The following is a 25,672-nucleotide window of genomic DNA, read 5'->3' on the forward strand; positions in this document are numbered from 1 at the left end:
GCCAATTTCACAACTTAGCTACATTGGGAACAAAGTGTCTCATTGACCCGCTGCCATACCGGATTTAGGCTTAGCAATACCTGACCCAACAGCGGACACACGCAGGCAGAATAACAATGAAAACCCTGACCGAACATTTAAGCCAGTATGCGCTGTACCACCGCGACGAGCGCAATATTCTTACCCACTACGCCGGCATACCGTTAATAGTGGTGGCAGTATTTGCCCTGCTGTACTGGCCGTTATTTACGCTGGCAGGCATGGTAATTACACCGGCATTATTGCTGTTTATTGGCAGTATGGCGTTTTACCTGCGGCTGGACTTACGCTTTGGCCTGGTTATGTTTGTTTTTAGCGGTATTAGCCTGCTGCTGGCAGCAAAACTGGCCGCCTTACCCTTCGGGCTTTGGCTTGGCAGTTCAATCGCCATTTTTGTTGTTGGTTGGGTGTTGCAGTTTATTGGCCATTATTACGAAGGCAAAAAACCGGCCTTTATCGATGACTTAACAGGCTTACTGATTGGCCCGTTATTTATTATGGCCGAACTGGGTTTTAAACTTGGCCTGCGTAAACCGCTGCAGCACAATATTGAGCAAATTGCCGGTAAAACGCATTAAGTCAGTTGCTGTTCAGCATGGCTGATTAAGCTGAGCGGCGAAAATAAATGATCGTAGCAGGGCGAGCTCTGCGATAGCAGCTGCATGGCTGTTCTCACTGAAGTAAGTGGTAGTGAATGAAGTTTTTATCCTGTTGTGCCGGCAGCTTTTTGCTGCTGTTTTCTGTATTTGCTTTAGCCGCCCCCGCCAATTTTGACCAGGCCAAACGTCTAGCCCAGCGCATTCATGCCCCTGAAGCGAAAAGCTTTTATTGCGACTGCGATATTCGCTGGCAGGGCGGTAAAGGTATTCCCGATTTAGCCGGTTGCGGTTATCAGGTGCGCAAAAACGGCCCCCGCGCTAACAGGATAGAGTGGGAGCACGTTATGCCGGCGCATCACTTTGGCCACCAGCGCCAGTGCTGGCAAGACGGCGGGCGCAAAAACTGCGTAAAAACTGACAGCGTATTTCGCGCCATGGAAGCCGATTTATACAACCTGGTACCAGCTATTGGTGAGGTAAACGGCGATCGCAGTAACTTCCGCTTTGGTGTTCTGCCAGGCACCCAGCCCCAACACGGTGCCTGCCCTGTTAAGGTAGATTTTAAACAACAGGTATTCGAGCCCGCCCCGCCGGTGCGTGGTGATATAGCGCGTATTTACTTTTATATGGCCGACAAATACAACCTCAACCTGTCCCGCGCCCAGCAACAGCTGTTTATCGCCTGGCACAAGCAAGATCCGGTAACACCGCAAGAGCGTGAGCTAAACCAGCGCATCCAGCAACATATGGGCCACGACAACCCCTTTGTCAGCGGCAAACGCGAGTGGCACTTAGGATACCGGCCAACTGGCTATGGCTTACAAGTCAGTCAGTGACAAGGTAAATTTTACTATTCTATAAACCGCGACTTTTCTGTTCTCTTCCAGCACGTTTTGCCATCTTTATGCAGCATCGCCCTATCTACCACCAGACGGCCCTGCTCTGTGCTGATACCTGGCTGCTGAGCCGGTATAAAAGTAGCCCAAAGCTTCACCCACTCACCACTGCATGACGAAAAAGATAAGCTGCCTTCTTCAGTTTCTGTGTCATCTAAGACACTGATAGACAGTGACGAAATCAAATTTTCAGCATGTTCTGAGCTTAAATACAATCTATCCTGGTGAAAGCCAACGAAAACGCCATCTACCTCAATCTTTTTATTGAAAAAATGCTCTGGTGTAGCAATCAGGTTGATAACGGTTGTTACAGCGTCATAAGTTTTTACCTCGTTAGTGGATGCATTACAGCCAAATACGAAGGCAGAGATCACCAAAGCAACGCATAAATATCTACTTGTTCCCATTATTACCTCTGCGTTTTAAGAGCCATATCAACCCGCGTGAACGAAACCCCATCCGTAACATAAATGATGCCAATCGCATTAGTACCAGTGCCCATCACAAATACCGGCCTTTGAGTCTCTCGTGCCAGTTTTTTATAAACCGCTCTGAAATGCTCAGAATTGAAGCTTTCTAATCGGGCTCTTGGCTGTACTCCAACCAGTACCGCAACTGCCGTGTCGTCTTCGCTTATATTAACAAAGTTACATACCATACCGTTATTGCCGTTACATTCCCGCCCAGCTGTTGCATTGGTGCCAACACGACTATATTTGTAGCCAATATCTTTGTCTTTTCTAATGACCAACCCTAAGGGAGAATTAGCACGAATAGCGTCATACCCTGTAGCTGGTTTATTGTTAGAACCCCGATGATTCGCAGCCCTGACTTCATCACCAACCTGACCACGAGCTCTGTTAAGCATTGAAATAAAAGCTGGGTCATTACACAGCACGCCGCACTCTTTGATTAAGTCCATTTTGAGTTTCCAATCAAACCAATTAAAAAGTGAATTGTAAGCGACACCAGCAATTACATCAACATTTGTTTTTTTATTGTAAATTAACAGGTAATTTAAATAGAGGATTGATTGGACTTACTACAGAAAAAGCCCAAAGGGGCGGAGACCGTTAGAGACACGCCATATTGACAGCACTCTGCGCCACATATAAGTTTGCCATCCACCAACACATTATCCTGGCGCTTATAAGCGCTCCGCAACGACTTAGAAAATGGACTACAGTATGCTCTACCGGCCAATCTTCATTCTGCCCCTTGTTATCATCCTTGCCGCGTGCAGCGATAATAATGCCCGTATGTACCAACAACTGTGCAGTGCAGAATATCGTTATAACACCGAGGGGGCAGATGCAGCGATCGCCGCCATGCGAGAAGTTGGCAACGACCGCGAGTATGTTGTAGGCAACAATGTTGCGCGGTTTTTAATTCTGCGCGGTGCTAAAACGCAAAACAGCAAAGACTTTGATAAAGCCCTTGCCATACTGAACGCTATGGAGCCGCTGTCTGATGATCCAGAGCAAGTTACCGCCCGCTATATTAGTGTGCTTCGGTTTCTGGCCACCGCCAACGGCAGCAACAACAATGCTGCCCGCGAGGAATTGACACAGTATTGTAGCGAGTCAGCTGAGCCGGAAGCCGAGTGCCTGCACGCCAATATAATGGAGATCTTTCAGATGCTCGGCACCAGCAATGGTACAACGAATAAATCGTCTGAGGATTTGGCAAACCTCTTCAACCGAACCTATAGTGCCGAGTTTAATGATCCAAGCCTGAACGTGCTGCTGGATTATTCCCGCTCAGTGGTCACCAGTTGCGGCAGCCAAGAGTAAGCCACTAAGCCAGAGGTCCCCACGATGAAAACGCATGGTTACATTACCACTGACCAGCCACCCACATCGGCTGAATATATCGCCCTGCGTTGCAAAGTGGGCTGGGACAGCGTTGAGCTTAGCACTGCGCAAAATAGTCTGAATAGCTCACTGTTTACCACTACCGTGCGGCTTGATGGCAAGCTTATTGGTATGGCGCGTGTTGTGGGTGATGGCTTTATGTACTTTTATATTCAGGACGTTATTGTTGACCCTGCCCATCAGGGCTGCGGTATCGGCCATGTGGTTATGACCAGAGTGGAAGCTTATTTGGCCAAAGCATGCACAACAGGTGCTACTGTTGGGCTATTAGCAGCCAAAGGCAAAGAGCTGTTTTACCGCCGCTATGGCTTTATTGAGCGGGACGGCACAGAACTTGGTAAAGGCATGTGCCGCTTTACTAAAAATAGCCCCGCCAGCCGCAGCATGCTGCGGCTGGGCAAACCGTCTAACTGAGCAGCGCTGATTGAAAACTGCAGGCGCATAATAGCCTTGTTCTGTGTAATTTTCCCTGCAGTATAAACATCTGATTACCCGGTTCAATCGCGTTTATACAGTGCTTCTATGGTAGCAAAAGCCAATGAATGTGCATGTACCATGTACCCTGTTAATGCCCCGGAAGCGTTCTCGGGCAATTCCAGCTTTTTTGACAAAGCATGTATTGTAAACTGATAGCGATGTACACCATGCCCTGCTGGCGGGCAAGCCCCACCAAAACCGGCTGCGCCATAGTCGTTACGTAGCTGCATACTGCCGGCTGGCAGCAGGTTTTTGCCGGCATCACCTGCTCCTGTGGCTAGCGTATTAATATCTGCAGGAATATTTACCACTTGCCAATGCCACCAGCCGCTGCCTGTTGGGGCATCCGGATCGTAGGCTAATATGGCAAACGCTGCCGTGCCATTTGGTGCGCCAGACCACGTCAGTTGTGGTGATGTATTTGCACCACTACAGCCGAATCCCTGAAACTCCTGCGCTTTTTTCATAAAACCGCCGTGTTGTATATCTGCACTGGTTAGGGTAAAGCCCTCTGCCAATGCCGCACCTGATAACAATAATGATAAAACACTCACCGCTACTTTCTTTGCCAGTTGTTGCATAACACCCTCTATCTAACTCATTAAAGGTGAGCAGAATAAACCGGAACCGGCGTATAAATTAGTGCTAAAACGGGCAGTTATTCGCCTTAATCGGGCATTTTTGTTCTTCTTAGTTCTGTTGGCGTAATGCCAAACAGTTGTTTGAATTTATCGGTGAAACGCGACTGCGATTGGTAGCCGCACTGCTCTGCAATATGCCCAACCGGTGCAAGGCTGGTTTGTACCAGGTGCAGGCCATAGCCTAACTTTGCTCTGTCTTTAAGGGCCTGCAGACTTACCCCTTCTGCCGTTAACTTGCGCCTTAATGTCGATTCACTCATTGCCAGCCTGGTCGATAACGCCGCCACACTATGATCATTGCTAATATCGGCAGAAATAAGGCTATATACTTTATGGCTGAGGCTTGGCGGTTCTATTACTGCACTAACCTGCTGATAACCTGCATGATACATCGTTTGCAAAATTTCCTGCCGACGCAGCGGCCAAAGCGCGGCAGGTGCAAAGGCTGACCACTCAACAAACTGTTGCAAGGTGTTTTTCAACAACGCCGGTATTGGGCCATGGAAATAGTTTGCTGTTTTGTGCTGCCGATAACCAAAACTGGCAAAGTCCTGATAGTCAAACTCAATCAGTAAGGCTAAATATTCTCTGTCGGCTGCAATATTGCGCAAGTCGACTTTGGGGCTGTTCGATAAAAAAACAAAACTGCCGGCAGGACAGCTTACCTCATCGTCTTTACCTATTTTTTTACAGCCATCAAGCACACAAATTAACAGCGGTTTTATTACCGGAACATTGACCAGCCGCTGCTCTTTAACAGATGAATAAACCGAAAACGGCAAGCTGTCAGGGTATTGCAATGTACGCTTTGCTGCTTGTATTAATTTATCCATATTTCGATTTAACTCTGGACATCAACAGGCGGGGCGTAACGTTAAAAATAAAGCTGTCGCAACAGCTGTATTCTGGTGTTGGTCATTTCTGTCAGGCATTGCGTCCGGTCAACGTTTCGCGATGTACCGCCGCTAAACAAGGTGTAGTACGCCTCGCAATTGGCATCCCGATATTTTAACCATGCCCGCTGGCCTTTCACTAAGCTGTCTTTTATATCGGCTTTAGCAACCCTGTAGTCTTTAAATTCATCCGCAGCGATTTTTTGCATAATCTGCCGATAGGTGTTGTTTAAATCACTATCCGCTAACTCATAGTCTGCTAGCGCGCTACACAACTCTTCAGGCAGCTCGCAAGCAAGTGGCGAAAAACAACAAAAGGCCGCTACAGCAAACACAAACGTCTTTATTCTATTCATTTAATCTCCGAAATTTGCACACTTTAAATCTAACAGGCGGCACCGGCCGCTTAAGCCTTATATATCTGCAAGCGACAATATTTCCTGTCCCATCAGAAGGCAACTATTGTCCAGCTGGTAATAAATAATGTTGCTTACCATAGATATACTAATTAAGTACTATTTATCGTCAATTATAAGCAACCTATAGCTATTGTTATCAGCTGAAAATGTTGTGTTGTATGCAGGAGAAGGCTTAATGAACAACATTTATCTGTTTGACTGGGGTGATACGCTGATGGTGGATTACCCACAATACAGCGGGAAAATGTGCGACTGGCCAACTGTCGCCGCAGTGCCGGGCGCACAGCACACGCTGGCGTTTCTGGCAAAAAACCATAAAATTTATGTTGCTACCAATGCCGTTGCCTCAACAGCATCGGATATCCGCAAGGCCTTTGAACGTGTAGGTTTAGCGCAATATATTAGCGGCTATTTTTGCAAAGCCAACTTGGGCATTGGCAAAGGCCGCCCGGAGTTTTATCTGAAAATTGCCGCAGCATTAGCTGTAAACCCGAAGGATCTGATAATGGTAGGTGATACGACGGACAAAGATATTATACCGGCCGTTGCTGCAGGTTTAACCGCAATCTGGTTTAGCCCGGCACAGTTGCCGACAGCGCCGGACAGTGCCTTTACGAATATCACCGACCTGCGCCAGCTGTGTACCTGACTGGCAGGAATGAGCGATTCAGTCAGCAGGCTGTTGTGCTTTTACATACTGCATAATATTCAGAAATGTATCGGTCCAGTAAATATCACGGTTGGCAGCCAGATAGGCCAGCAATTGAGCGTGGGCCCCGGCCGACACACTTAAGTGATCGCCACCAATGCCATGAAAAGTGAAATTCACCATAGTGCCATACTGTGCGGCTTGTTTAACCAGCGCGATTAGCTCTGCGCCACTGCTGCCCACCGGTGCTATTACCTCAACTGCATACGCATTTAACTGCGCCATATTGGCAACCACAGGCCCAGTTTTGGCCTTTATCGCGACAAAATCGTCGTAGATCAGCGGTAAATAAGGTTGGCCGCCAGCTAACTCGTCACCGCAGGGTGCGGTAAAGGTGCGTTCGGTTTTACCATCAATGGCAAATAGCATGCTGTTGGCTAAACGAATTTGTTGTACCAGTTGCACGGCACTGATGGTATCTAAGTTATTTTCTGCTGCTACCCAGTCACGGCCGGGTTTGCTCGCAGAGCATTGATGAAACAGCGTATGGTTGCCCAGTTCATGGCCCTGCGCAGCTGCTGCACGCCACTCGCTTAAACGTGCAGTTAACAGCGGGCTGGATAACTGCAGGTAAAAACTGGCTTTAAGCTGATGTTGGTTTAGCTGCACCAGCGCCACATCCAACTGTGAAGCCAACGTATCGTCATAAGCCAGGCTTACCGCAGCTTTAGCGCCGTTTGGCCAGTTAAAAGGTTTTGCTGCCACAGTGCATGCGCCTGTCAGCCATATACACATCAACGCCAGATATATTTTTTGCATAACACAGCCCCAAAGCTACCAAAACTCACCATAGCGCATTGCCCGCTGCCGTACCAGACGTCTTGCACCACAATGCAGCACTAAAGTACTAAACCACTTTTTCCTGCTACCGCCTATAGTTTTTACCACGCTGAGGCCTGCTGCTGCGGTTGGTATAACACAGACAGGGAGAGGCTGCGTCGCTTCGGTGTTCAATAAAACAATAATGATAAGGAACAGACGACGTGAAAAAACACCACTCTACACTGGCGGCCTTAGTTGTACTTGGTCTGCTAAGCTCTGCTGCGGCAACCGCCGGTAGCTGGCAACAAAATGTCACCATTGGCGGTTTTAATAAAGTGCACCTTTATACACCGGATTCGGTATCCGCTATAGGACAGGGCCGGGGCCTGCTGCTGGTGCTGCATGGCTGCACCCAATCGGTAGATGCCTATTTAACCGCTAATCTGGCGCAGGCAGCAGAACAATATGGCTTGGTGATTGCTGTACCGGATGCAATGAACAAAGCCGGTTTTGGTTGCTGGTCTTACTGGCAAGGCACCCGATCACGCACGGCGGGCGACTATAAAAACCTGATTACCCTGGCCACCACGCTAATTGCCAACAACAGTTATCAGATTGATCCAAATCAGGTTTATATTGCCGGTTTATCCTCCGGCGCCAGTTTCGCCCATACCACTGCCTGCCTGGCACCGGATATTTTTGCCGGTGTAGGTGTCAGTGCCGGCCCCAGCATAGGCACCAGTTCAAATGGTGCTATAGGCCCGTGTGAAAGCGCCGACGTGGCCGCGCGCTGCACCCAGTACGCCGGCAGCTACGCCAGCCACTTTAGCAGCCAGATTGCCTCAATTGCCCATGGCCGCAGCGATACCACAGTAAACCTGTGCTACAACGAGCAAAATGCCACCGGCATGGCCAATCTATATAACGTAGCCAGGCTAAACGGCGAAAACCTGATTAGCGAAGGTAGCGGCCGTACCGCCGATGAAACCCTGTGGCAGGACGGTCGGGTGTCCATGCTGTGGTTTAATGGCGTGAACCATGCCTGGTCTGGTGGTCAGGCTGCCAGTGGCGCTTATATCAGCGCAGGCAGTATTAATTATGCCAGCTATTTAGGGCAGTATTTTCAGAATAATAACCAAAGGGTTAACCGTAACAGTGCGCCAGAGCTGAGTAATATCAGTATTAGCCAGGCCAATAACCAGATCAGTATCAGCGGTACAGCCGTTGATGCCGACGGTGATAGTATCAGCATTAGTGCCAGCTTTACTAACAGCCTGAACCAGCAACAAAGCGCCGTTACTACACCGGACCCCACAAGTAATTTCAGCCTGAGCAGCCCACCACTGGCAGACGACTGGTACCAGATAAGTGTAAATGCCACCGACAGTAACGGCCTGATCAGCAGCACTTACAGCGCCTCATTACTGCTGGGGCCTCCGCCACCGGATGCGGCGCCCGAGCTGAGTGAGCTGCAGGTAAGTGTTAACGGCCAGTGTGCTACGGTAACGGGCAAGGTGTTTGATCTAAACCGCGATTTAGCCTCTGTTAGTGTGGAATTCAGTAACGGCATCATGAATGCCACTGTTAACGGCGATCTGTTCAGCACCCAGCGTTGTAATCTGCCCGGTGGCGAAAATACCGCTTTAATAACAGCGCTGGATCAAAGTGGGTTATTCAGCACTGAGCTGCTTAATTTCAGCATAGATGCCGGGCAAAACGCTACGCTGGATCAGCATATCAGTGCCGGCCGGTTAGATTACACCAATTATGCCAACTGCTATCTGGAATACGGTACCGCCAGCTTTGTACTGCGCGAGCAACTGGTAAGCGGCGCACAGTGCCGCTGGCAGGATGATGACGGCAGCTGTTTTGGCCCAAGCCAAAGCTGTAGTGCAACAGGCGATGGTGGCGACAATGGCGGTAGCACACCACCACCGGCAGACTGCGTGCAATTTAGCAGCAACAATTATAGCCACAAGGTTGCCGGCCGGGCATACAGCACGGGTAACCCGTTGCTGCCAGACTATTTTGCTAGCGGCAGCAATACTGCATTAGCCGGTTCTACCTGGGGGATCAGTATTCTGCACTCTACCAGCAGTGGTTACTGGCAAGCAGGCGCCTGCCCGCCGTAAGATGCTGTAAATTAGCTGAAACAGCGCTATGCTAAAGCCCGTGCCCGTAACGGGCTTTATAATTTCTGAGGATACACTATGACAACAGCTTTATATGCCGCAATACTTGGCCTGTTTTTTCTGGTGCTGAGTATTAACGTGGTGGCGAAACGTCGCCGTTTTCAGGTAGGTATCGGCAGCAAAGGTGAACTGTGCCTGGAGCGCGCCATTCGGGTGCATGCTAATTTTGCTGAATATGTACCCTTTGCTCTGTTATTAATGTTTCTGGCCGAGCACTGCGGCTTGGCTGCTATTTACCTGCATATTTTAGGTATTGCGCTGCTACTGGGCCGGTTAAGCCATGCCTGGGGCGTGCGCCAGCTAAAAGAACCGTTTAAATTTCGTGTGTTTGGTATGGTCCTCACATTCAGCGTTATTGCCTTGTCTGCGTTGACGATTATGGTGCTGTATTTTGTCCGCTTCTACATCGCCGGGTAACCGGCGGTAGTGCCGCAATTATTTTCAGGGCAGAGCCCCTTTCAGCTATTTCTATACGCCGATAACTAAGGTATAACGGCGCAATGAAAATACCGAAACGTATTCAGCCGCTGGTCGATGAAGGCCTGGTGGATGAAGTAATACGCCCGCTGATGAGCGGCAAAGAAGCCTCTGTGTATATCGTCCGTTGTGGCGACGATATCCGCTGCGCCAAAGTGTATAAAGAAGCCGATAAACGCAGCTTTAAGCAAGCCGTGTTGTATCAGGAAGGCCGCAAAGTACGTAGTACCCGCCGCGCCCGCGCGATGGAAAAAGGCTCAAAATTTGGCCGTCAGCAGCAGGAAGAAAGCTGGCAGAATGCCGAAGTAGATGCACTGTTTAAACTGGCCAAAGCCGGTGTACGCGTACCGCAGCCCTATGGCTGTTACGATGGCGTATTGCTAATGGAACTGGTGTGCGACGACGAAGGCATGGTAGCACCACGGTTGGCCGATGTAGCAATGGATGCCGACTTAGCCATAGCCGATCACGCCACCATGTTGCACTATATTGTTATTATGCTGTGCGAAGGCCTGGTACACGGTGATTTATCTGAATTTAACGTGTTAGTCGACGACCACGGCCCGGTAGTGATTGACCTGCCACAGGCCGTTGATGCCGCAGCCAATAACAACGCCAAATGGATGTTTTGCCGCGATGTAAACAATATGCGCGACTATTATGGCCAGTATGCACCGGCACTACTTGGCACCCAATATGCTGAAGAAATCTGGGCGCTGTATGAAGCCGGTGAACTGCACCCTGAAGTAGAGCTAAGCGGCGAGTTTATTGCCGACACCAGCGAAACCGATGTCGATGCCGTACTAGAGCAAATAAAAGCCGCTTTTGCCGAAGCTGAAGAGCGCAAAGCCCGCGCACTTGAGCAGGATGACTAAGTTTTCACTGTTACACAACAGGTTAAAAGCAGCGTAACGAGCCCGGCAATAAAGTTTTGCTGTCTGCCGTTAAGTAAAATGCTGTCATAGAGCTGGAAATAAATTCGCCTTGCGCATCTTGCTCCTGCAGCTCTATTTTGCAATCCCATACCGGTTGTAACTGGCCATTTTCCTGCTCAAACTTTGAGGCTGTGCAGGATGACTTCACACTAACATTATTATCGCTGGCATAACTCACCGATAAATTAGTGGCAAAATGCTGGCCCAGTGTCAGGCTTTGCGCCGGGTTAGCGGCAGAGGTTTGCTGGCAATTTGGTTCGCTGCTCAGTGGTAATGCCATGTTCTGCATAAACACCTGAAACACCTGCTCTGCCAGGGGCGGCGTTACAGCTGCCGATCCGGCACAGGCGCAAGCGCTAAACAGCAGCGCGGGCAAAGCGGGATTTTTCATATCAATTTACCGTAATAAAATTCAACCGTAGTACCTGCAGTTTTGTAGGCGTTAGTAAACTTAACTTTAAATGCTTCCAGCGTGTCGGCCACAACCTTGTTGCCGGTGTTGCTGTAATTCCACACCTTACCGTGCGACAAAATACCAATATGCTTGCGCGGATGATTGCCCATTACCAGCGAGCCACCCACCTTGCTGACATTAGACGCCAGCGTAACGAAAATCAGGCATTCCGTCATCGCGGCGCTTTTATCTTCCAGTAAGCCGGTTTGCTGTGAGCGCTTAAAAATATCATCTACCCGGATAGTGGCACCGGCATCGGCTTTTTGTTTATCGTCCCAGGTAAAGTTTTTACAGGTTGGCCCGGCAAATTCGTAGCCCATAACATGAGAAACAAAATGCGCGCAGTGGTTTTGGCCATTATTCTGGCCAAGGCTAAACGGACAAAGGTAGCTGATATGCTGATTAAGATTATTATCAATATCGGTTGGAACTTGAGACATGCCTCAGATCTCCTGCAAATGAGCGCCGCTACTGCTAAAACCGACACTAGAGCCAATTTAAAGTTAAACAAAAAGTTAAATTTAATTGTACAAAATATAGCATAAAGAAGCATTTTTCAAGCGCAAACACCGTTCCTAATATCTTAACAGAAGCTTAGTAGTGAATATTCTGAGCTACTTTTTGGCTAGCGACAGGGAATGGCTGGACGGTACTGGTTTACAATAACTTAAATGGCCCGGAGATAACGCCGGGCCAGCTGCTGTTTGCCATTATGCAAGCATCGCTTGACAAGCCTGAGCACAGCTACGACAGGCATCGGCACATTCCATACAGTGATCATGGTCGTGTTTACTGCACTCAGCGGCACAGGCTTCGCAAAGTAATGCACATAAACGGCAAATATCGCTGACATGTTCACTGCTACGTGCCATAGCTGCAGCAGCAAAACGGCACAATGCAGCACAATCAATATCTAACCGGATGCAGCGCTCCATCTGCGCAACATGTTCTTCCTGTAAGCAGGCAGTTGAACAATGATCGCAAGCATCGGCACAACTGTTACAGGCATCAATACAAGCGAGGTATTTTTCATGGGACATAACATCACTCCTTTATCAGAGGCTGGTATTTAGTGAGCAGAATATTTCATCGAAATATCACGCAATACCTTGCCTGCCGTTTCAGGCCGTAAATGCTTAGCAAGATCACCAAGACTCACCACTCCCACCAGTCTTTTTTGTGCATTAACAACCGGCAAGCGCCGGATTTGCTTTTCACCCATATTGCGGGCCACTTCTTCCACGCCCTGTTCTTCACTGCAATAGAGCATATCATCTGTCAGAATGTCCGCCACAGTGGTGTTTTCCAGATCTTTGCCGGTAGCTACCGCTCTTAACACAATATCGCGATCAGTCAGAGTACCTATTAATTCGTCATCAGCACCCGCTAACAAAAAACCAATGCCTTCACGCGCCATGTAAGCTGCGGCATCTTTAACGCTGGTAGTAGGTTTAACCAACACCGGGTTATTACTCATAATATCTTTGATGTTCATGATTATCTCCTTTAGTTGTAACACTACGGATATAACAGGCCAGAAAAGCCTGCAGCGAGGAAACAACTAAGCGAACATCATGCCAAAGGCTGATAAGGGTTGGTAAAGGCTGTTAACTGTGGAGAATAACGCGGTTTTTTTGTAGCACCGGATAAAAATAGCCACTGGTACAGCAGATATCCTGGCATCGGTAAGTAAATTTTTACTGTACAGGGTAAAAATTACCCGCTATTCACCGTTCTGCCAATGGCTACGCCAACCTGTGGTAGCAACCACCGGCCAAAACCCGGCATGTGTAAAATCACCGCAGTCAGTAATTAGTCATTTTCGCTACAATGTGGCGAAAATGACTGTTATCGGCCGGTCATCTATAAAATAAATTGATATATTTCAATAAATTAAAACTGGCAAAGCTTTTGCAAAACCTATGGCAACCTAACTATAAAAAGGATATCACCATGAAATTATCTCAAATTGTTGCCACTGTAAGTTTAGTTATTGCGTCCGGTTGTCTGGTTAATGCTTATGCTGCAGAGCATGGCAGTATTGATAAAGTACTGGGCTCCGCTTCAGTGAGCAGCAACCAACACTATGACGACATTTCGCTGGTAAATGGCAGTGTAAAAATGGCCAGTAACAGCAGTGCCAAAAGCGTTTCTACCGTTAATGGCAGCATAGAGCTGCGCGACAACGTAAAGTTGCACAGCGCCAGCACCGTAAACGGCAGTATTGAAAGCGGCAGCGGCTTGCAGGTAGCAGATGAACTAAGCACCGTTAACGGTAAAATTTTAGCCGGTAGCAATGCGGTTATTGGTGGCAATGTCACCACAGTGAATGGCGATATTGTGCTGGACAATAGCCAGGCAGGCCGTGATGTAACTACGGTAAATGGCGACATTAAATTAACCGGCAAAACCGTGGTAAAAGGTGATGTGGTGTACAAACCGCGTGGCAAGAAAAATGCCTTTTTTGGCTGGGCAAATAACAATAAGCCCACTTTATATATCGGCGCTGATGCAATAGTGGAAGGAAAAATCATTCTGCAACAGGACGTTGAGTTACAAATAGAAAACCCGGCGCTGCAAAGCAAAGTTGAACGCCGCTTTAACGATGGCCGCTAAGTAAATACGCCCAAGCAGCCCGATGGTACTGTCAGCCGGGCTGCAATGCTGCTCTGAACGCTTCTTTATAACGGCGCGACAACGCCAGTTGCCGGCCGCTTTTCAGCAAAATATCACCATCACCGCTGCTGTCGTAGCTAATGCTGTCTATCGCATTATGGTTTATTGCCAAACTGCGGTGAATACGGCTAAAACCTTTACTGCTTAGCTGCTCCAAGGTATTACTTAAGGTAGCACGCAGCGGATAAATACGGCCTTTGCTGTGCAGGTTAACGTAATTGCCGCTGGCTTCCAGCCATTCAATGTCATCTACCCGGATTAAAAACTCTTTATCCAGCTTCTTTACCAGAAAATGCTCCGGTGCTTTGAGAGGTTGTGCGGCGCCACTGTCTTCAGCATTGTCTAACTGATGCGCTTCACCTTTCATCCGGCTGTAAACGAACTGCGCCAGCTGGTACCCCAGCAGAAAAAACAGATAACCCCAGGCATCTTTACGGTACTCATAGAAAAACTCGCGCAGCAGTGGGCCAAAGCTGTAATTCCAGCCGTGCCAGTAATAAACCAGTTCGCGCAGGCCCACCATAATGGCCACATGGCAGACAGAAAATACCAGGCTGCCAAGTAAATGCAGCAGTATCTGCCGGCGTATGCCGGTTAGTTGCAACGGATGGCGGCTAAACCACCAGAAAAACAGCGGGCACAGCAACAAAGTACTTACCGCACTGCTGTATTCCCACACTATGGGCTCCCACAACTGCAGGGTATTATTGCTGTTTCGGCTGTGCTCCATCCAGACAGAGCTGGCGTTAATAGCGGCATTAATAAAAAAATACACTATCAGCAGCAGATAGCTGAATAACTGCGGATGCTGATCAAACCGTTCAAACGCACTTTTTGTTTTACCGTTCGTCACACTGTGCCACCTGTTATCCCCAAACGCCGCCTGTCAGTCATTCTGCGGTTTCTCATGCTAGTGCAGCAACGCACTATAGTGCAACAGTAATAACGGAGCACAACAATGATCACCACACCTTATCAGCGCCACTATGACCTGGACTGGCTGCGCACCCTGGCCTTTGGCCTGCTGATTTTGTATCACATTGGCATGTACTATGTCGCCGACTGGGGCTGGCATATTAAAAGTGATGTAACCAGCGAAGCGTTGCAAAACCTGATGATCCTGACCAACCAATGGCGGATGTCGCTGTTGTTTTTTATCAGTGCCATGGCGCTGGCCTTAGCACAACAACGCAGCAGCCGGTTAAGCCTGTTTGGCCTGCGCAGTAACCGCTTACTTATTCCACTGCTGTGCGCCATGTTTATTGTGGTGGTGCCGCAGGTCTATTTTGAAGCGCTATCGCAGCAGCTGATTGAACCGGGTTATCTCAGCTTTTGGTGGCAGTATATTAATCCCAGCACAGAGCTGTTAAGGGATCACCACAGCCCTATTGGCCTGCTAACCTGGAACCATCTGTGGTTTTTGCCGTATTTATGGTGCTACAGCGTACTGGTGTTGCTATTTTCCGGCCCGTTAAACCGGCTTGCCACAGCAAACTGGCTGCAGGCGCTACCCGGACGCTATGCATTTTTACTGATCGTGGCCAGTATGATGCTGATTTGGCTGACATTACGCGCGCATTTCCCCTCTACCCATGCGCTGCTGGACGATTGGTATAACCACGGTAAATATATGCTGGTATTTATTGCGGGTTATTTGTTTGCACAGCAAGGGAACTGGTGGCAGCAGGTTATCCGTTGCCGGCGTTACTTCCTGCTGGCCGCTTTGCTGTGCTACAGCCTGATTATTGCTGATCGTAACGGTGCATTTGGCAGCATACCGGACAATGAAGTTACTTTTATGCTGCGGCTGGTTTTCTCTGCTGTACTTTCGCTTAATCACTGGTGCTGGATCCTGGCCTTGGTGGGCTACGCTGGCCGCTACCTGAACCGGCCAACCAATACGCTGGATAAAAACGGCAACCTGCTGCACTACAGCAATAACGCTATTTTGCCCTGGTATATGCTGCACCAAACCCTGATTATCGTATTTGCAGTATGGCTAAAACCACTGGCCCTGCCAACAGGTATTGAGGCCATAGCGTTGATTGTATTAACCTGTTTCGGCTGCGGGGCCGGTTACGACCTAATCAAACGCTTCTGGCTAAGCCGCTGGCTGTTTGGTTTAAAGGTGAAACTACCGGCCAGTAGCAGCCACAAAAATACTGTAATGCAATAAACCTGCAGGGGTGAAGCTACGTATAACTAACAAATGTCGCGGATAAACTAAACAATGAAAGCCTTTATCTTGCTGATAGCTTTGTTATTACCTGCCACAGGCTTAGCTGATGATATTGCCTGGGCAGCCTGGCGCGAGGGTAAAGCACTGTTGCTAATGCGCCATGCCTTAGCGCCGGGCACCGGTGATCCTGCCGGTTTTGTACTAAACGATTGCAGTACCCAGCGTAACCTGAACAGCGAAGGACAGCAGCAGGCACTGCGCTGGGGTAAATTATTGCGCCAGCAATACAGCGGCGATATACAGCTTTATAGCAGCCAGTGGTGCCGCTGTTTAGATACTGCCCGGCTGATGGCGCTATCTACCCCACAACCGCTGCCGCTGCTTAATTCTTTCTTTGCCGGCCGTGGTGATGGTGATAAACAAACTCAGGCGTTAATACAGTACTTTTCCCAAGCTCAGTTACGCCAGCCCACAGTACTGGTAACCCATCAGGTAAATTTCACCGCCCTAACCGGCATTTTTCCACGCTCGGGTGAAGCGGTTATTGTCGCTTTGCCGCTAAGCCAACCGGCAGCAGTATTGGCCCAGCTAAACATACCTTGATACAAATAAAAACGCCCTGCTGTAAAACAACAGGCTATCTTATAGCCACTTCTATTGATGTGCAGGTGCGCATAATGCAAGCAACAGCCTTAAACAATACAACGGTTCTACGCAGCGGTGGCCTGGCCGCTATTGGCATGGCGCTGTGTTATATCAGTGTAGCGGTGATTTTTTTTGGTCTGTTATCAGTACCATCAGACATCGACACACTTGGCCGGATCCTATACCTGCAGCAGGAATATAGATTGGTCGCCGCCGGTTATGGCATAGGCTATCTGCTGTTTGGTGTTCTGCTGGCGATACTCCTGCAGGCGTTGCAGCAAGCCTTGCCAGATAGGCATTCTGCCGTGGCCGGTTTAGCAGAGCGTTTTGGCAATATCTGGGTAATACTGATGATGGCATCAGGTATGGCTGCGTTAATCGGGCTGGATATGACATTGCGCTTAATAGATAGCGAACCTGAGCAGGCTTTGGCGCTGTACCACAGCCGCAACCTGATCACAGAAGCACTGGGCGGCGGCATCGAGCTGGTAGGCGGCCTTTGGGTGTTACTGCTAAGCATCGCTGGGCTGCAACAGCAATGCTTTGCCAGGCCGTTGCATCTGCTGGGGCTGCTAGTCGGCAGCTTAGGCATCCTGACTGTGTTGCATACAGTGCCCTACCTGAAAGATGCTTTTGGTATCAGCCAGCTTATTTGGTTTAGCTGGCTGGGTGTAACACTACTGCGCAAGCACGCCCCCGTGTAAGCGGTACGACCTGACTCCGTGGTACCAGGCAAGGCGGGCCTGATACGCGAAAAACACCGGTAGCCGTATTAACGTAAATTAAGCCCGGGGCTTAGCTGCCAATAATGCCGCCGTCATCTTTGCTAATCACCACAGTGGCTGAGCGTGGCCTGCGGGTGCCACGATCCGGCCAGGTGCTGCTGAAGCTATACGGGCCGGAACCTTCTCCAGGATGCTGAATATTAACAAACATAGTGCGACAGTCCGGTGTCATCACCACACCAGTTACTTCACACCCCACAGGGCCAACCATAAAGCGCTTTATCTGATGACTGCTGACATCGGCAACCAACATCTGATTGTTGCCAAAAGGGCCGCTGCTTAGCTGGCTACCCGACATATCGGTCTGGATCCACAATAAGCCGTTGGGGTCAAACCACAGGCCGTCTGGTGAAGCATGATGATTATCGTCGGTCAGCATAAACTGATGTTGTGGGGTATAGGTATAGACATCGCCGCTTAGCAGGAAAATATCCCAGTTAAAACGCTGCCCCTGCGCTTCGCGCCAGCGGATAATATGGCCACTGCTGTTACTGGCCCGCGGATTGGCGCTGTTTAATTGCGAGCTATGCCGCCTGTCGTTATTAGTCAGCGTGAAATACACTTCGCCGCTGTCAGGGTGTACCGCGCCCCATTCCGGCCTGTCCATCTTGGTAGCACCGGCAATATCCGCTGCCAGCCGGGTATTCAGCAGCACATCGGCCTGATCGCTGAATAAGGCACCGGCTGCCTGTGCTTTGGCGGCAAAACTGGCGTCGTTAATATCCAGCGGCAACCAATCGCCACTGCCATCCTCGTTAAAGCGCGCCACATACAGGGTGCCGCTATCCAGCAGATGCGGGCCTGCCGTCGCCGGATCGTATAGCCCTGCCGAAACAAACTTGTAGATATATTCAAAACGCGAGTCATCGCCGGAATAGGCCACCAGCGGTTTACCGGCTTCGGCTTTGGCAAAAATAACGCCTTCGTGGGCAAAGCGGCCCATGGCAGTGTGTTTCACCGGTACACTGTCGGGGTTGAAGGGGTCGATTTCCACTATCCAGCCGAAGGTGTTGGGCTCGTTGCGAAAATCTGCCGTGGCCGATTCGGCCCGGGCGCTGGCATTAAAACGCGCCAGTTCGCTGTCTTCTGCTGCCGCTGTATCCCAATGCATAATGCTGTTTTCGTTGGAAATGCTGTAGCGGCGATGCTCGCGTGGCTGCACTGTGTCGCGGTTGACAAACAGCAGCGCCCAGTTTTCCTCGCACGTCAGATAAGTGCCCCAGGGCGTTACACCATGAGCACAATTATTAAGGGTGCCTCGGGTGGCGGTGCCATCCGGGCTGTATAGGGTTTTTACCTTATCATGACCGCGTACCGGGCCGGTGAGCGCCATTGGGGTCATACCAGTAATACGCCGCTGATAAGGGCTGTTTTCAACCAGCGTCCAGTTGCCGTCGGGCTGGCGCTGAATATGCGCCACACTGACACCATGAGCCGCAATTTCTTTATGTACTTCAGCAGCCTTGCGCGGCAGTTGTGCCTCGCCACCGTAGGCGTGCAGTATGGTTGGGTCACAGTATTCATGGTTCATCACCAGCAAGCCCTCGGTAGAGCTCTGGCCACCGTTTTTTACATCGATCGGAAAAAAGTGCATACCATCATGGTGCGACCCTATCTGCATAGCCTGATCAGCCGCGCTGTTAGTACCATCTGCTTTGTAGGCAGGTGCGCCCGGCAATAAGGGCGTGCCCCAGGGTAAAATCACCCTGGCGCTGTAGCCTGACGGCACCGTTACCGTATCAAAGCGGTTAATGCTAACAGGGCTAAAGCCCATTAAGCCCTTTTTAACTGCAGCGCCAACAGCAGAGCGGCCACTGTCGCAACCGGCAAGGCCTGCACCAATAAAACTGCCTGCCGCCAGGGCCAGTGAACCCTGCAGAAAATGGCGGCGGCTCAAACGCCGGCTAACCACTTGTTCAAAAGCCGGGTTATCAGAAAAATTGGCTTGTGGCTCAGTGCCAGAAATATCGAAGCTGACGCTGTTGTGCTTTTTCATCATTCAAACTGCATTTACGGAAAATGGCGCCAACCTTAGCAGTCTCAGATGACAAGGTTATGACATCCCTTGATGAGTCAAGCAGTGCCAAATGAACCGGCCGTAAAACACATAAAATTTACTTTAAAAACATAACAACTTAAACTGCCTAAGAATTTCACCGCAGAGACGCCAAATGTTGCCGATACGGTGGCTTTGCCTTACACCCTGTACACGCAAAGTAAACATGGCAGTATTGAGGTAAATTAAATCTGCATTTAGTGCTTAACCCTGCAGATAAACAACCAAATTCAGGCCCTTAAATGCATCACTGCTAGTACAGCATTGCTGGTAAGGCTTAAACTCGCTGCCACTGGCATTAAGCCGCTGTTGCAGTTGCTGCAGGTAGCGCAGCGCTTGCGCATTCAGCGGCGGGTAATTCATCAGGCTGCCTGCAGGCTCAGGCTGATATCGCGGATAAGCAGCAGGCTGTTAACAGCACTGGCCGGCACTTCGTCGCGTTTAATGGCAAACATATGTTTTTCATCCTGCGGCAGCGCCTGATACTCAGCAATAATCTGATACAGCCAGATTTCGCTGTCCCAGCTTAGTTGCTGTTCCACCAGGTATTCCAATGCGCTTACCGGCCCGGCTTTATCAATCACCCGCAGGTAGAAGTTTTCTACATCCGTTTTCAGTGCTTGTTGGCGGGCGGCAATTTCTTCATCTTCCATTACTGCTGCAAAACTGGCGCTTTGCTGATCGGGCAGGTTTATAACGGCGGCTCTTGGCAGCGCCCGCACCAGTTCAGCCAGGATCTGCCGTTCGCTGGCTTTATCCAGCGCAATAGCGGCTTGTGGCTGTATTGCTGCGGCCTGGTTAAATAACAGAGGCACGTCAGAGCGGTTCGGGTAATCGGCCGGCTGATACTTCGGGTGCTGGCGTAAAAACGCCGCCATATTAGTGATCAGCATGGAGCGCGCCTGCTGCTGACGGAAGCGGGCTAACAGTTCAACCAGGCGCTTTTGCACTTCCAGCAGGCTGCTGTGATGCGAGCTAAGCTGGTGCTGTAACTGGCTTACCAGCAACTTACGCAACTGGTTATTGCCCTCAGACAGCTCAATCAGCTCGTTAAAGTCCAGCAAGTCGAGGCCATCAAGTAAACGGCGTAATTGCTTTTGCGCCCGCTCGTTCTCGCGGATTTTATCGTCCAGGCTGGCAACAAAACCAAAATCGCTGTTAAGCCGGTGCCATAAGCTGTCTATGGCTTCTTCAAACTGGCCGCTTAAGTCATGCACATGCTCGGTTAGCCGTTGCAGTTGCAGCTCAGCTACGCTGTAGTCGCCTTTGTACTGCGCATCGCGGTACGCCTGCACCCGGTTACGGATTTGTTCCAGTTTCTCTGCCACGTCGGCATTAATCTGACGGCGGTTTTCATCGGCCACCATACTGGCAATCAGCTCGCTGACCAGCGGTCTTAGCGCCAGTGGCTGTTGCTCATCCGGCCGCCACAAAATACGCGCGGCAATCAACTTTTTCAGTGCGCTTTCGCTAAAGGCGGCTTCATCAATAAAACCGTCCAGATAACCCTGCATCAGTGCTTTGTGGTGTTTACCCAGCAGCGCCAGCCGTTCAGCACCAACGCTAAACAGGTTAGACGCCGCACCAGTATCCAGCGGCGCCATTACAACATCGCCTGCTGAGTTGGCGTATCATCTACCGGCAGATGCTCTTCATCGCGAATAAACCGGATAACATCAATTAAATAGTCAATTTTGCCGGTAACAATATAGTACTGCCGGTCGCTATGCGGTTGCAGCAGGTAGCCATGCTCTTTTAAGCGGCGGAAAATCAGCTTTACCTGGTTGTCCAACGCGTCGCTCTGGCTGTTGAAAAAGCGGTCACTGGCCAGCTGATTCAGGCGCTGGCGCAGGCTTTGGTTATCCTCGGTGCGCAGCACAAATTCCTGCAGCTTAATCGTATCACCGGCAGTTAACGCACTGTCGCGGCCCAGGGTTTCCTGTACCAGTTGCAGCCATTCCAGCAGCGGTAACAACGATTGTACTGTTAAAGCAAACTGGCTGCTTAATTGCTCACGTGCAGCTTTGTTTAGCTCGTGATATGCCAAAAAATACACGCTGTTATCATCGTTACTCACTAAACGACGGTTTAGCGGCCGCAGATAATGGTTAATATCCTGCAGGGTTTGTTCCTGGCTTAAATGGCGGAAGGCATCTTCGTCGCTAACCTGGCAGATAAAATCACCGGCCAGCAGCCGTTCCAGTAAAGGACCATGTTGTAACATTAGCTGGCCTCCTGTTGCCGCTGGGCCAGCCGCTCGGCTAAACGGCTGGTTTTTGGTTGAATACGTTTTAACTGGCGTTTTGTCGGATCCTGCTGGCTTGGCTCTATTAAATAGCGGTGTTTAAACAGCATCAGTACGTCAGACTCCGGGTTAGGAAAGGCACCGACAATAATAATGTTGTTGGCGCTACAGGCGGCAAACAGCTTTTCCACATTGTGATAAGCCAGGGTACCAATTTCATCTATCGGCCAGTGAATCGCCACTTTAGCCCCGCCACGCAGCAACCGGGTAAAGGCCAGCAGGTACTTACATAAAATCAGGTAGGCCATACCGTGGCTGGAAGATTCCAGTAACTGGCGATCATTTTTAATCACCAGTTCAGAGCCGCCTTCGCTTAAGTGCAGCTCAAGCCGCAGTAAAGATTCAATGGTGTATTGCTCATCAGCACGCAGCAGCTCGACTACATCGGCCAGTGCGTTAAGGTACTGCTCTGACGGCAGTGCTTTGCCCGAGGCGCCCCAGTCGTCGTACAGTTTGGCAAAGTGTTTTAATGGCTGCCAGAAGCCCAGCTCATCAATAGTTGATAAAATACGCACTTCAGATTTGCTGATGCCTTCGAGTACCAGATCGTCTGCTACCGCTTCGCTTAAGCGGCGGCTTTGCAAGGCAATACGCCGGTTAATATCGCTAAATACCGTGAAGAACTTTTTCAGATCGCCGCCAATGTTTTCGCCCATTTCCAGCAGCTGTTGTTGCTGATCTTTTAGGATGCGCAGTAAATCGGCCAGAATAGGCAGTTGCTGGCGTTTACCGGCGTAGTCAGGCAGTTTGCGTTTTTCGTGTTCCAGCCGGTCAAGAAACTCGCTGCCGGCGTCTTTACTTAAAGTCGTTTCAAACTGATCCAGTTGCGCACTTAGCTGCTGATCCAGCTTACTGCGTTGCTCCAGCGCTTCATTGCTGCGGGCTAAGCGCTCGACTAAATCAGCTGAGGCTGCAAGCACCGCCGGTGTAACCTCAGCCAAATGCAGCTCGGCCAGTTTTAGCAGCAACGGCTTTAACTGGCTTAGCCAGGCGTCGGCCTGCTGCATTTTGTCCTGCCACTGGCGCTTTTGTTCGTCCAGCCGTTTCTGGCTGACGGCAAAATCAGCTTTTAACTGGCTAAGTAGTTGGCTTAATTCACGTTGTTGTTGTTTTAATTCAGTTTCTTTGCCCAGTAATTGTGGCCGCAGTTGCTGCCAGTCCAGCTGCATAAAGCGTTGCCACTGCGTCAGTTCATCCTGACGGCTTTCGGTGGCTTTAATATCGGTTTTTAATTGCTCCTGGCGCTGCTTCAGCTCGATCAGCCGTTTCGGATCTATACCCTTGGCCGATAACTCTTCGTTAAACGCTTGCTGTAATTCACTCAGTTGCTGTTTGTTGTCGTCGCGCTTGCGCTCTAACTGACGCTCCAGCTCGTCCAGTTGTTCATCAAATACCTGCAGTTCGGCCTGCCAGTCGGCTTTTAGCTCAATTTTCTGTGTTTGATGATCGGCTTTAAGCGCCTGTAAATCCTGCTGTTGCTGCTGTTGCAGCTTTTCCAGTTGCTGCTGTTGTTGTGCCAATTCGGCACGCGCACTGGCCTGGCGCTGTTTAATCAGTTCACGCTGCGCGGCTTCCAGCCGGTTACGGGCATCGCGGGCGTAGTCAATATTCTGCTCAGCCTGGGTATATTGCCACTGCGCCTGATCCAGTTGAGCCTGCACCAGCTCGGCTTGCTGATGGCTGTCTTTCAGTGTTTTTTCGGCAGCAACCTTAGTAGCCGTCGCCTGCTCCAGTTGTTGCTCTGCACTGTGTATACGGTGGCGGATGGCCGCTTCATCCTGGGCATAGTCGGGCGTGTCTATTACCGCCAGTTCAAGTTGCAGGCCATACAGGCTGTCGCTCAGTTCTGCCAAATGCGGCTGTAAATCCTGGCGTTCTAATAAACGTTCATCCAGCACCTTACCCAGCTTTTGCTCCCAGCCGTTGTAATGCAGGCGCAGATAATGGCGTAAACTGCCCTGCTCAGGCGTGAGCTGGCGGTGTAGTTGCTGCAGTTGCTGCTCGGCCAGATGCCGCGCTTTGCTGGCATGCTCCAGTTGCTTATCGGCCTGTTCGCGCTGTTGCCGGGCTTGCTGATATTGCTGCTGCAGTTGCTGTACCTGGCGCGCCTGCTGCTGGGCCTGCTGCTGGGTTTGCTCCAGCCTGAGCTCGGCACTGCGCAGTTCATCATGCTCGGCGTCGGTTAACGCTGAATGGCTCAGCTGGCTTTGCAGTACCGCAATGCCATTGCTGCACTGGGTTAATTGCTCGGCAAAGCGCTGTTGCTGCTGCTGTAAACGCTGCGAAAAGGCGTTTTCGAGCGCCGAGAGTTTAGTGTCTTGCTGCTCGCGGGTGCTGTCTTTTTGCTGTTGCAGTTGTTTGGCTTTACCCCGCTGTTGCTCACTTAAGCGGTTAAAAGCCTCAAGCAGTTTGGCTTTGCGCTGCTCTAACTGGCGCTCCATATCGCCGTGCTGCTCTACCATTAGTTGGTATTGCTCCAGCAGCTCTTGCAGGGTGTCGCGCCACAATGGCAGCGCGTCGGTATCGCGCTGCAGTTTGGCCATATCGCGGCTTTCAAAACTATCATACTGCTGTTGCAGCTGATCTAACCGCGCGCTGGTTTCGGTTAAGTCTGCCTCAGCTTTGCTCAGTTTGCTGTTTTGCTCCATCTGCTGCTGTTCAAACTGCTGCTTTAACTGTTGCAGCTGGCCACGCAATAGCTGCACCTGTTGCTCGGCATCGGCCTTTTGCAGTTTTTGTTGCTGCTCGTCCTGCTGCAATAACGGCAGTAGCGCGGCCAGTTGGGCTTCAGCACTGTCCAGTTGTAAGGCCAGTTGTTTTAAGCGTTCAAAATCCTGTTGCAGTTTGTCCAGCCGCATCGACTGGCGCATTTGCTGGATCCACTCGCGCGCCTTGGTGTTTTTCACCTTGGTAGTAGGCAGGGTTACGCCGTCTTCTTCAAAAATGGCCGCTAACATCGCTTTTAGCGTATCCATTTTGCCTTCTTTGGCATGCACGGCGCTAACCAGCTTTTCAATATGGCGCAGCTTATGGCCACTGCTAACCAGACTAAAGCTGGCCGCTAAGCGGCGCAATTTTACGCTGTCGGCGTTGTTACCACGCAGTGCGGCGGCGTCGTTCTGAATAATGCTGCGGTATTCACTGGTCGCACTGATTTTATGCGATACCTGCACGTCAGCCAGGCTGCGCATTGCAGCAGCCCAGTCGTTGTAGCTGTGGCCTTTTACACCCTCTTCGGTGTGTTGCAAATACTGGTCGCTATGGTAAGGCGCATTGATAAAGCGGTAATCAACTCCGCCATCATTTTTACGCGTTAACACCACCTGGCAAATATCGCCGTTTTCGCGCTGATATTCATACACGATATAGCTGTTAGAAAACGGCAGATAAAATTCATCAAACTTTTTGCGGGTTTTCGGTACTACCCGGTTAGGCTGCTCGCCAAAAAATACCGGCACCAGACGTTGTAAGGTAGTTTTACCCGAGGCATTAGTACCGCAGATATTGGTGTGTTCATCCAGTTGCAGTTCCACCACACCAGGCAGGTGGGTGTGAATAAGCACAATACGAAGTAATTGAGACATAGCGCATCCTGTCAGCGGTGCAAAAACTGCGCACCGCAGTCAATGTTTTAGTGCGGCTTATTATCCATGGAATGC

28 protein-coding genes are annotated in these 25,672 nt (G+C 50.1%); 12 read left to right on the forward strand and 16 right to left on the reverse strand.

Features of this window, described 5'->3' with window-relative positions:
• Positions 1-116: 116 nt before the first annotated feature.
• A complete protein-coding gene (locus J3B89_RS14470) occupies positions 117-617 on the forward strand; it encodes an Mpo1 family 2-hydroxy fatty acid dioxygenase (protein ID WP_215398316.1) in 501 nt (166 codons plus the stop codon).
• A 116-nt stretch (positions 618-733) separates the two neighbouring features.
• Positions 734-1,474, forward strand: coding sequence for an endonuclease (locus J3B89_RS14475; RefSeq protein ID WP_215398317.1), 741 nt, complete (start codon positions 734-736; stop codon positions 1,472-1,474).
• 14 nt (positions 1,475-1,488) lie between these two features.
• Here J3B89_RS14475 and J3B89_RS14480 read toward each other — a convergent pair whose 3' ends face one another.
• Positions 1,489-1,941 (reverse strand): hypothetical protein, encoded by a 453-nt coding sequence (locus J3B89_RS14480; protein ID WP_215398318.1) that lies wholly within the window; start codon positions 1,939-1,941, stop codon positions 1,489-1,491.
• 2 nt (positions 1,942-1,943) lie between these two features.
• On the reverse strand, positions 1,944-2,456 hold the full coding sequence (locus J3B89_RS14485) for a hypothetical protein (protein WP_215398319.1): 513 nt from the start codon (positions 2,454-2,456) through the stop codon (positions 1,944-1,946).
• A gap of 253 nt (positions 2,457-2,709) precedes the next feature.
• Here J3B89_RS14485 and J3B89_RS14490 point away from each other — a divergent pair, with 253 nt between their 5' ends.
• Both J3B89_RS14490 and J3B89_RS14495 read left to right on the forward strand, forming a co-directional pair.
• A complete protein-coding gene (locus J3B89_RS14490; RefSeq protein ID WP_215398320.1) occupies positions 2,710-3,327 on the forward strand; it encodes a hypothetical protein in 618 nt (205 codons plus the stop codon).
• 24 nt (positions 3,328-3,351) lie between these two features.
• A complete protein-coding gene (locus J3B89_RS14495) occupies positions 3,352-3,822 on the forward strand; it encodes a GNAT family N-acetyltransferase (protein WP_215398321.1) in 471 nt (156 codons plus the stop codon).
• A gap of 83 nt (positions 3,823-3,905) precedes the next feature.
• Here J3B89_RS14495 and J3B89_RS14500 read toward each other — a convergent pair whose 3' ends face one another.
• The 3 genes from J3B89_RS14500 to J3B89_RS14510 all read right to left on the reverse strand — a co-directional run bounded on the left by J3B89_RS14500 (position 3,906) and on the right by J3B89_RS14510 (position 5,775).
• Positions 3,906-4,466 (reverse strand): YbhB/YbcL family Raf kinase inhibitor-like protein, encoded by a 561-nt coding sequence (locus tag J3B89_RS14500; protein ID WP_215398322.1) that lies wholly within the window; start codon positions 4,464-4,466, stop codon positions 3,906-3,908.
• A gap of 86 nt (positions 4,467-4,552) precedes the next feature.
• Positions 4,553-5,359 carry a helix-turn-helix transcriptional regulator gene (locus J3B89_RS14505; RefSeq protein ID WP_215398323.1) on the reverse strand — a complete coding sequence of 269 codons (807 nt, stop codon included), beginning with the start codon at positions 5,357-5,359 and terminating at the stop codon, positions 4,553-4,555.
• A gap of 41 nt (positions 5,360-5,400) precedes the next feature.
• The gene (locus tag J3B89_RS14510) at positions 5,401-5,775 is read right to left on the reverse strand and encodes a lysozyme inhibitor LprI family protein (RefSeq protein ID WP_215398324.1); all 375 of its coding nucleotides are present in this window, start codon (positions 5,773-5,775) and stop codon (positions 5,401-5,403) included.
• A 238-nt stretch (positions 5,776-6,013) separates the two neighbouring features.
• Here J3B89_RS14510 and J3B89_RS14515 point away from each other — a divergent pair, with 238 nt between their 5' ends.
• On the forward strand, positions 6,014-6,487 hold the full coding sequence (locus J3B89_RS14515; protein ID WP_215398325.1) for an HAD family hydrolase: 474 nt from the start codon (positions 6,014-6,016) through the stop codon (positions 6,485-6,487).
• Between the two features lie 18 nt (positions 6,488-6,505).
• Here the strand turns inward: J3B89_RS14515 and J3B89_RS14520 are convergent, their stop codons facing one another.
• Positions 6,506-7,252 carry a polysaccharide deacetylase family protein gene (locus tag J3B89_RS14520; protein ID WP_215398326.1) on the reverse strand — a complete coding sequence of 249 codons (747 nt, stop codon included), beginning with the start codon at positions 7,250-7,252 and terminating at the stop codon, positions 6,506-6,508.
• A gap of 278 nt (positions 7,253-7,530) precedes the next feature.
• Between J3B89_RS14520 and J3B89_RS14525 the strand changes: the two genes are divergently transcribed.
• From J3B89_RS14525 to J3B89_RS14535, 3 genes are all read left to right on the forward strand, one after another.
• Positions 7,531-9,441, forward strand: a complete 1,911-nt coding sequence (locus tag J3B89_RS14525; protein WP_215398327.1) for an extracellular catalytic domain type 1 short-chain-length polyhydroxyalkanoate depolymerase — start codon at positions 7,531-7,533, stop codon at positions 9,439-9,441.
• A 78-nt stretch (positions 9,442-9,519) separates the two neighbouring features.
• On the forward strand, positions 9,520-9,918 hold the full coding sequence (locus J3B89_RS14530) for an MAPEG family protein (RefSeq protein WP_215398328.1): 399 nt from the start codon (positions 9,520-9,522) through the stop codon (positions 9,916-9,918).
• A gap of 83 nt (positions 9,919-10,001) precedes the next feature.
• Positions 10,002-10,853 (forward strand): PA4780 family RIO1-like protein kinase, encoded by an 852-nt coding sequence (locus J3B89_RS14535; protein WP_215398329.1) that lies wholly within the window; start codon positions 10,002-10,004, stop codon positions 10,851-10,853.
• 22 nt (positions 10,854-10,875) lie between these two features.
• On the opposite strand, the gene J3B89_RS14540 is transcribed toward J3B89_RS14535, so the two are convergent.
• From J3B89_RS14540 to J3B89_RS14555, 4 genes are all read right to left on the reverse strand, one after another.
• The gene (locus tag J3B89_RS14540; RefSeq protein ID WP_215398330.1) at positions 10,876-11,304 is read right to left on the reverse strand and encodes a hypothetical protein; all 429 of its coding nucleotides are present in this window, start codon (positions 11,302-11,304) and stop codon (positions 10,876-10,878) included.
• The gene (locus J3B89_RS14545) at positions 11,301-11,807 is read right to left on the reverse strand and encodes a hypothetical protein (protein ID WP_215398331.1); all 507 of its coding nucleotides are present in this window, start codon (positions 11,805-11,807) and stop codon (positions 11,301-11,303) included. Before J3B89_RS14545 ends, J3B89_RS14540 begins: the two co-directional genes overlap by 4 nt.
• 270 nt (positions 11,808-12,077) lie before the next feature.
• Complete coding sequence (locus J3B89_RS14550) at positions 12,078-12,407, reverse strand: four-helix bundle copper-binding protein (protein WP_215398332.1); 330 nt, start codon at positions 12,405-12,407, stop codon at positions 12,078-12,080.
• A gap of 29 nt (positions 12,408-12,436) precedes the next feature.
• Complete coding sequence (locus J3B89_RS14555; RefSeq protein ID WP_215398333.1) at positions 12,437-12,862, reverse strand: CBS domain-containing protein; 426 nt, start codon at positions 12,860-12,862, stop codon at positions 12,437-12,439.
• Positions 12,863-13,320: 458 nt separating this feature from the next.
• On the opposite strand from J3B89_RS14555, the gene J3B89_RS14560 reads away from it, so the two are divergent.
• Positions 13,321-13,983: a DUF4097 family beta strand repeat-containing protein gene (locus J3B89_RS14560; RefSeq protein ID WP_215398334.1), complete on the forward strand. Its 663-nt coding sequence runs from the start codon at positions 13,321-13,323 to the stop codon at positions 13,981-13,983.
• 31 nt (positions 13,984-14,014) lie between these two features.
• On the opposite strand, the gene J3B89_RS21520 is transcribed toward J3B89_RS14560, so the two are convergent.
• Positions 14,015-14,896 carry a LytR/AlgR family response regulator transcription factor gene (locus tag J3B89_RS21520; RefSeq protein ID WP_215398335.1) on the reverse strand — a complete coding sequence of 294 codons (882 nt, stop codon included), beginning with the start codon at positions 14,894-14,896 and terminating at the stop codon, positions 14,015-14,017.
• 105 nt (positions 14,897-15,001) lie between these two features.
• Between J3B89_RS21520 and J3B89_RS14570 the strand changes: the two genes are divergently transcribed.
• The 3 genes from J3B89_RS14570 to J3B89_RS14580 all read left to right on the forward strand — a co-directional run bounded on the left by J3B89_RS14570 (position 15,002) and on the right by J3B89_RS14580 (position 17,571).
• Complete coding sequence (locus tag J3B89_RS14570) at positions 15,002-16,219, forward strand: acyltransferase family protein (RefSeq protein ID WP_215398336.1); 1,218 nt, start codon at positions 15,002-15,004, stop codon at positions 16,217-16,219.
• Between the two features lie 54 nt (positions 16,220-16,273).
• Complete coding sequence (locus J3B89_RS14575; RefSeq protein ID WP_215398337.1) at positions 16,274-16,825, forward strand: histidine phosphatase family protein; 552 nt, start codon at positions 16,274-16,276, stop codon at positions 16,823-16,825.
• Between the two features lie 74 nt (positions 16,826-16,899).
• Complete coding sequence (locus tag J3B89_RS14580) at positions 16,900-17,571, forward strand: hypothetical protein (RefSeq protein ID WP_215398338.1); 672 nt, start codon at positions 16,900-16,902, stop codon at positions 17,569-17,571.
• A gap of 91 nt (positions 17,572-17,662) precedes the next feature.
• Here the strand turns inward: J3B89_RS14580 and J3B89_RS14585 are convergent, their stop codons facing one another.
• The 5 genes from J3B89_RS14585 to J3B89_RS14605 form a co-directional block, all read right to left on the reverse strand.
• On the reverse strand, positions 17,663-19,651 hold the full coding sequence (locus J3B89_RS14585; protein ID WP_215398339.1) for a PhoX family protein: 1,989 nt from the start codon (positions 19,649-19,651) through the stop codon (positions 17,663-17,665).
• 261 nt (positions 19,652-19,912) lie between these two features.
• Positions 19,913-20,071: a hypothetical protein gene (locus tag J3B89_RS14590; protein ID WP_215398340.1), complete on the reverse strand. Its 159-nt coding sequence runs from the start codon at positions 20,069-20,071 to the stop codon at positions 19,913-19,915.
• Positions 20,071-21,312, reverse strand: coding sequence for a hypothetical protein (locus J3B89_RS14595; protein WP_215398341.1), 1,242 nt, complete (start codon positions 21,310-21,312; stop codon positions 20,071-20,073). The genes J3B89_RS14590 and J3B89_RS14595 overlap by 1 nt, the downstream gene beginning before the upstream one ends.
• On the reverse strand, positions 21,312-21,932 hold the full coding sequence (locus tag J3B89_RS14600; RefSeq protein WP_215398342.1) for a condensin complex protein MksE: 621 nt from the start codon (positions 21,930-21,932) through the stop codon (positions 21,312-21,314). The genes J3B89_RS14595 and J3B89_RS14600 overlap by 1 nt, the downstream gene beginning before the upstream one ends.
• On the reverse strand, positions 21,932-25,597 hold the full coding sequence (locus tag J3B89_RS14605) for an ATP-binding protein (protein ID WP_215398343.1): 3,666 nt from the start codon (positions 25,595-25,597) through the stop codon (positions 21,932-21,934). Before J3B89_RS14605 ends, J3B89_RS14600 begins: the two co-directional genes overlap by 1 nt.
• Between the last annotated feature and the right edge of the window lie 75 nt (positions 25,598-25,672).

Origin of the sequence: Rheinheimera oceanensis, from assembly GCF_018831085.1 — a bacterium.
In the GTDB taxonomy this organism is placed as follows: Bacteria; Pseudomonadota; Gammaproteobacteria; order Enterobacterales; family Alteromonadaceae; genus Alishewanella; species Alishewanella oceanensis.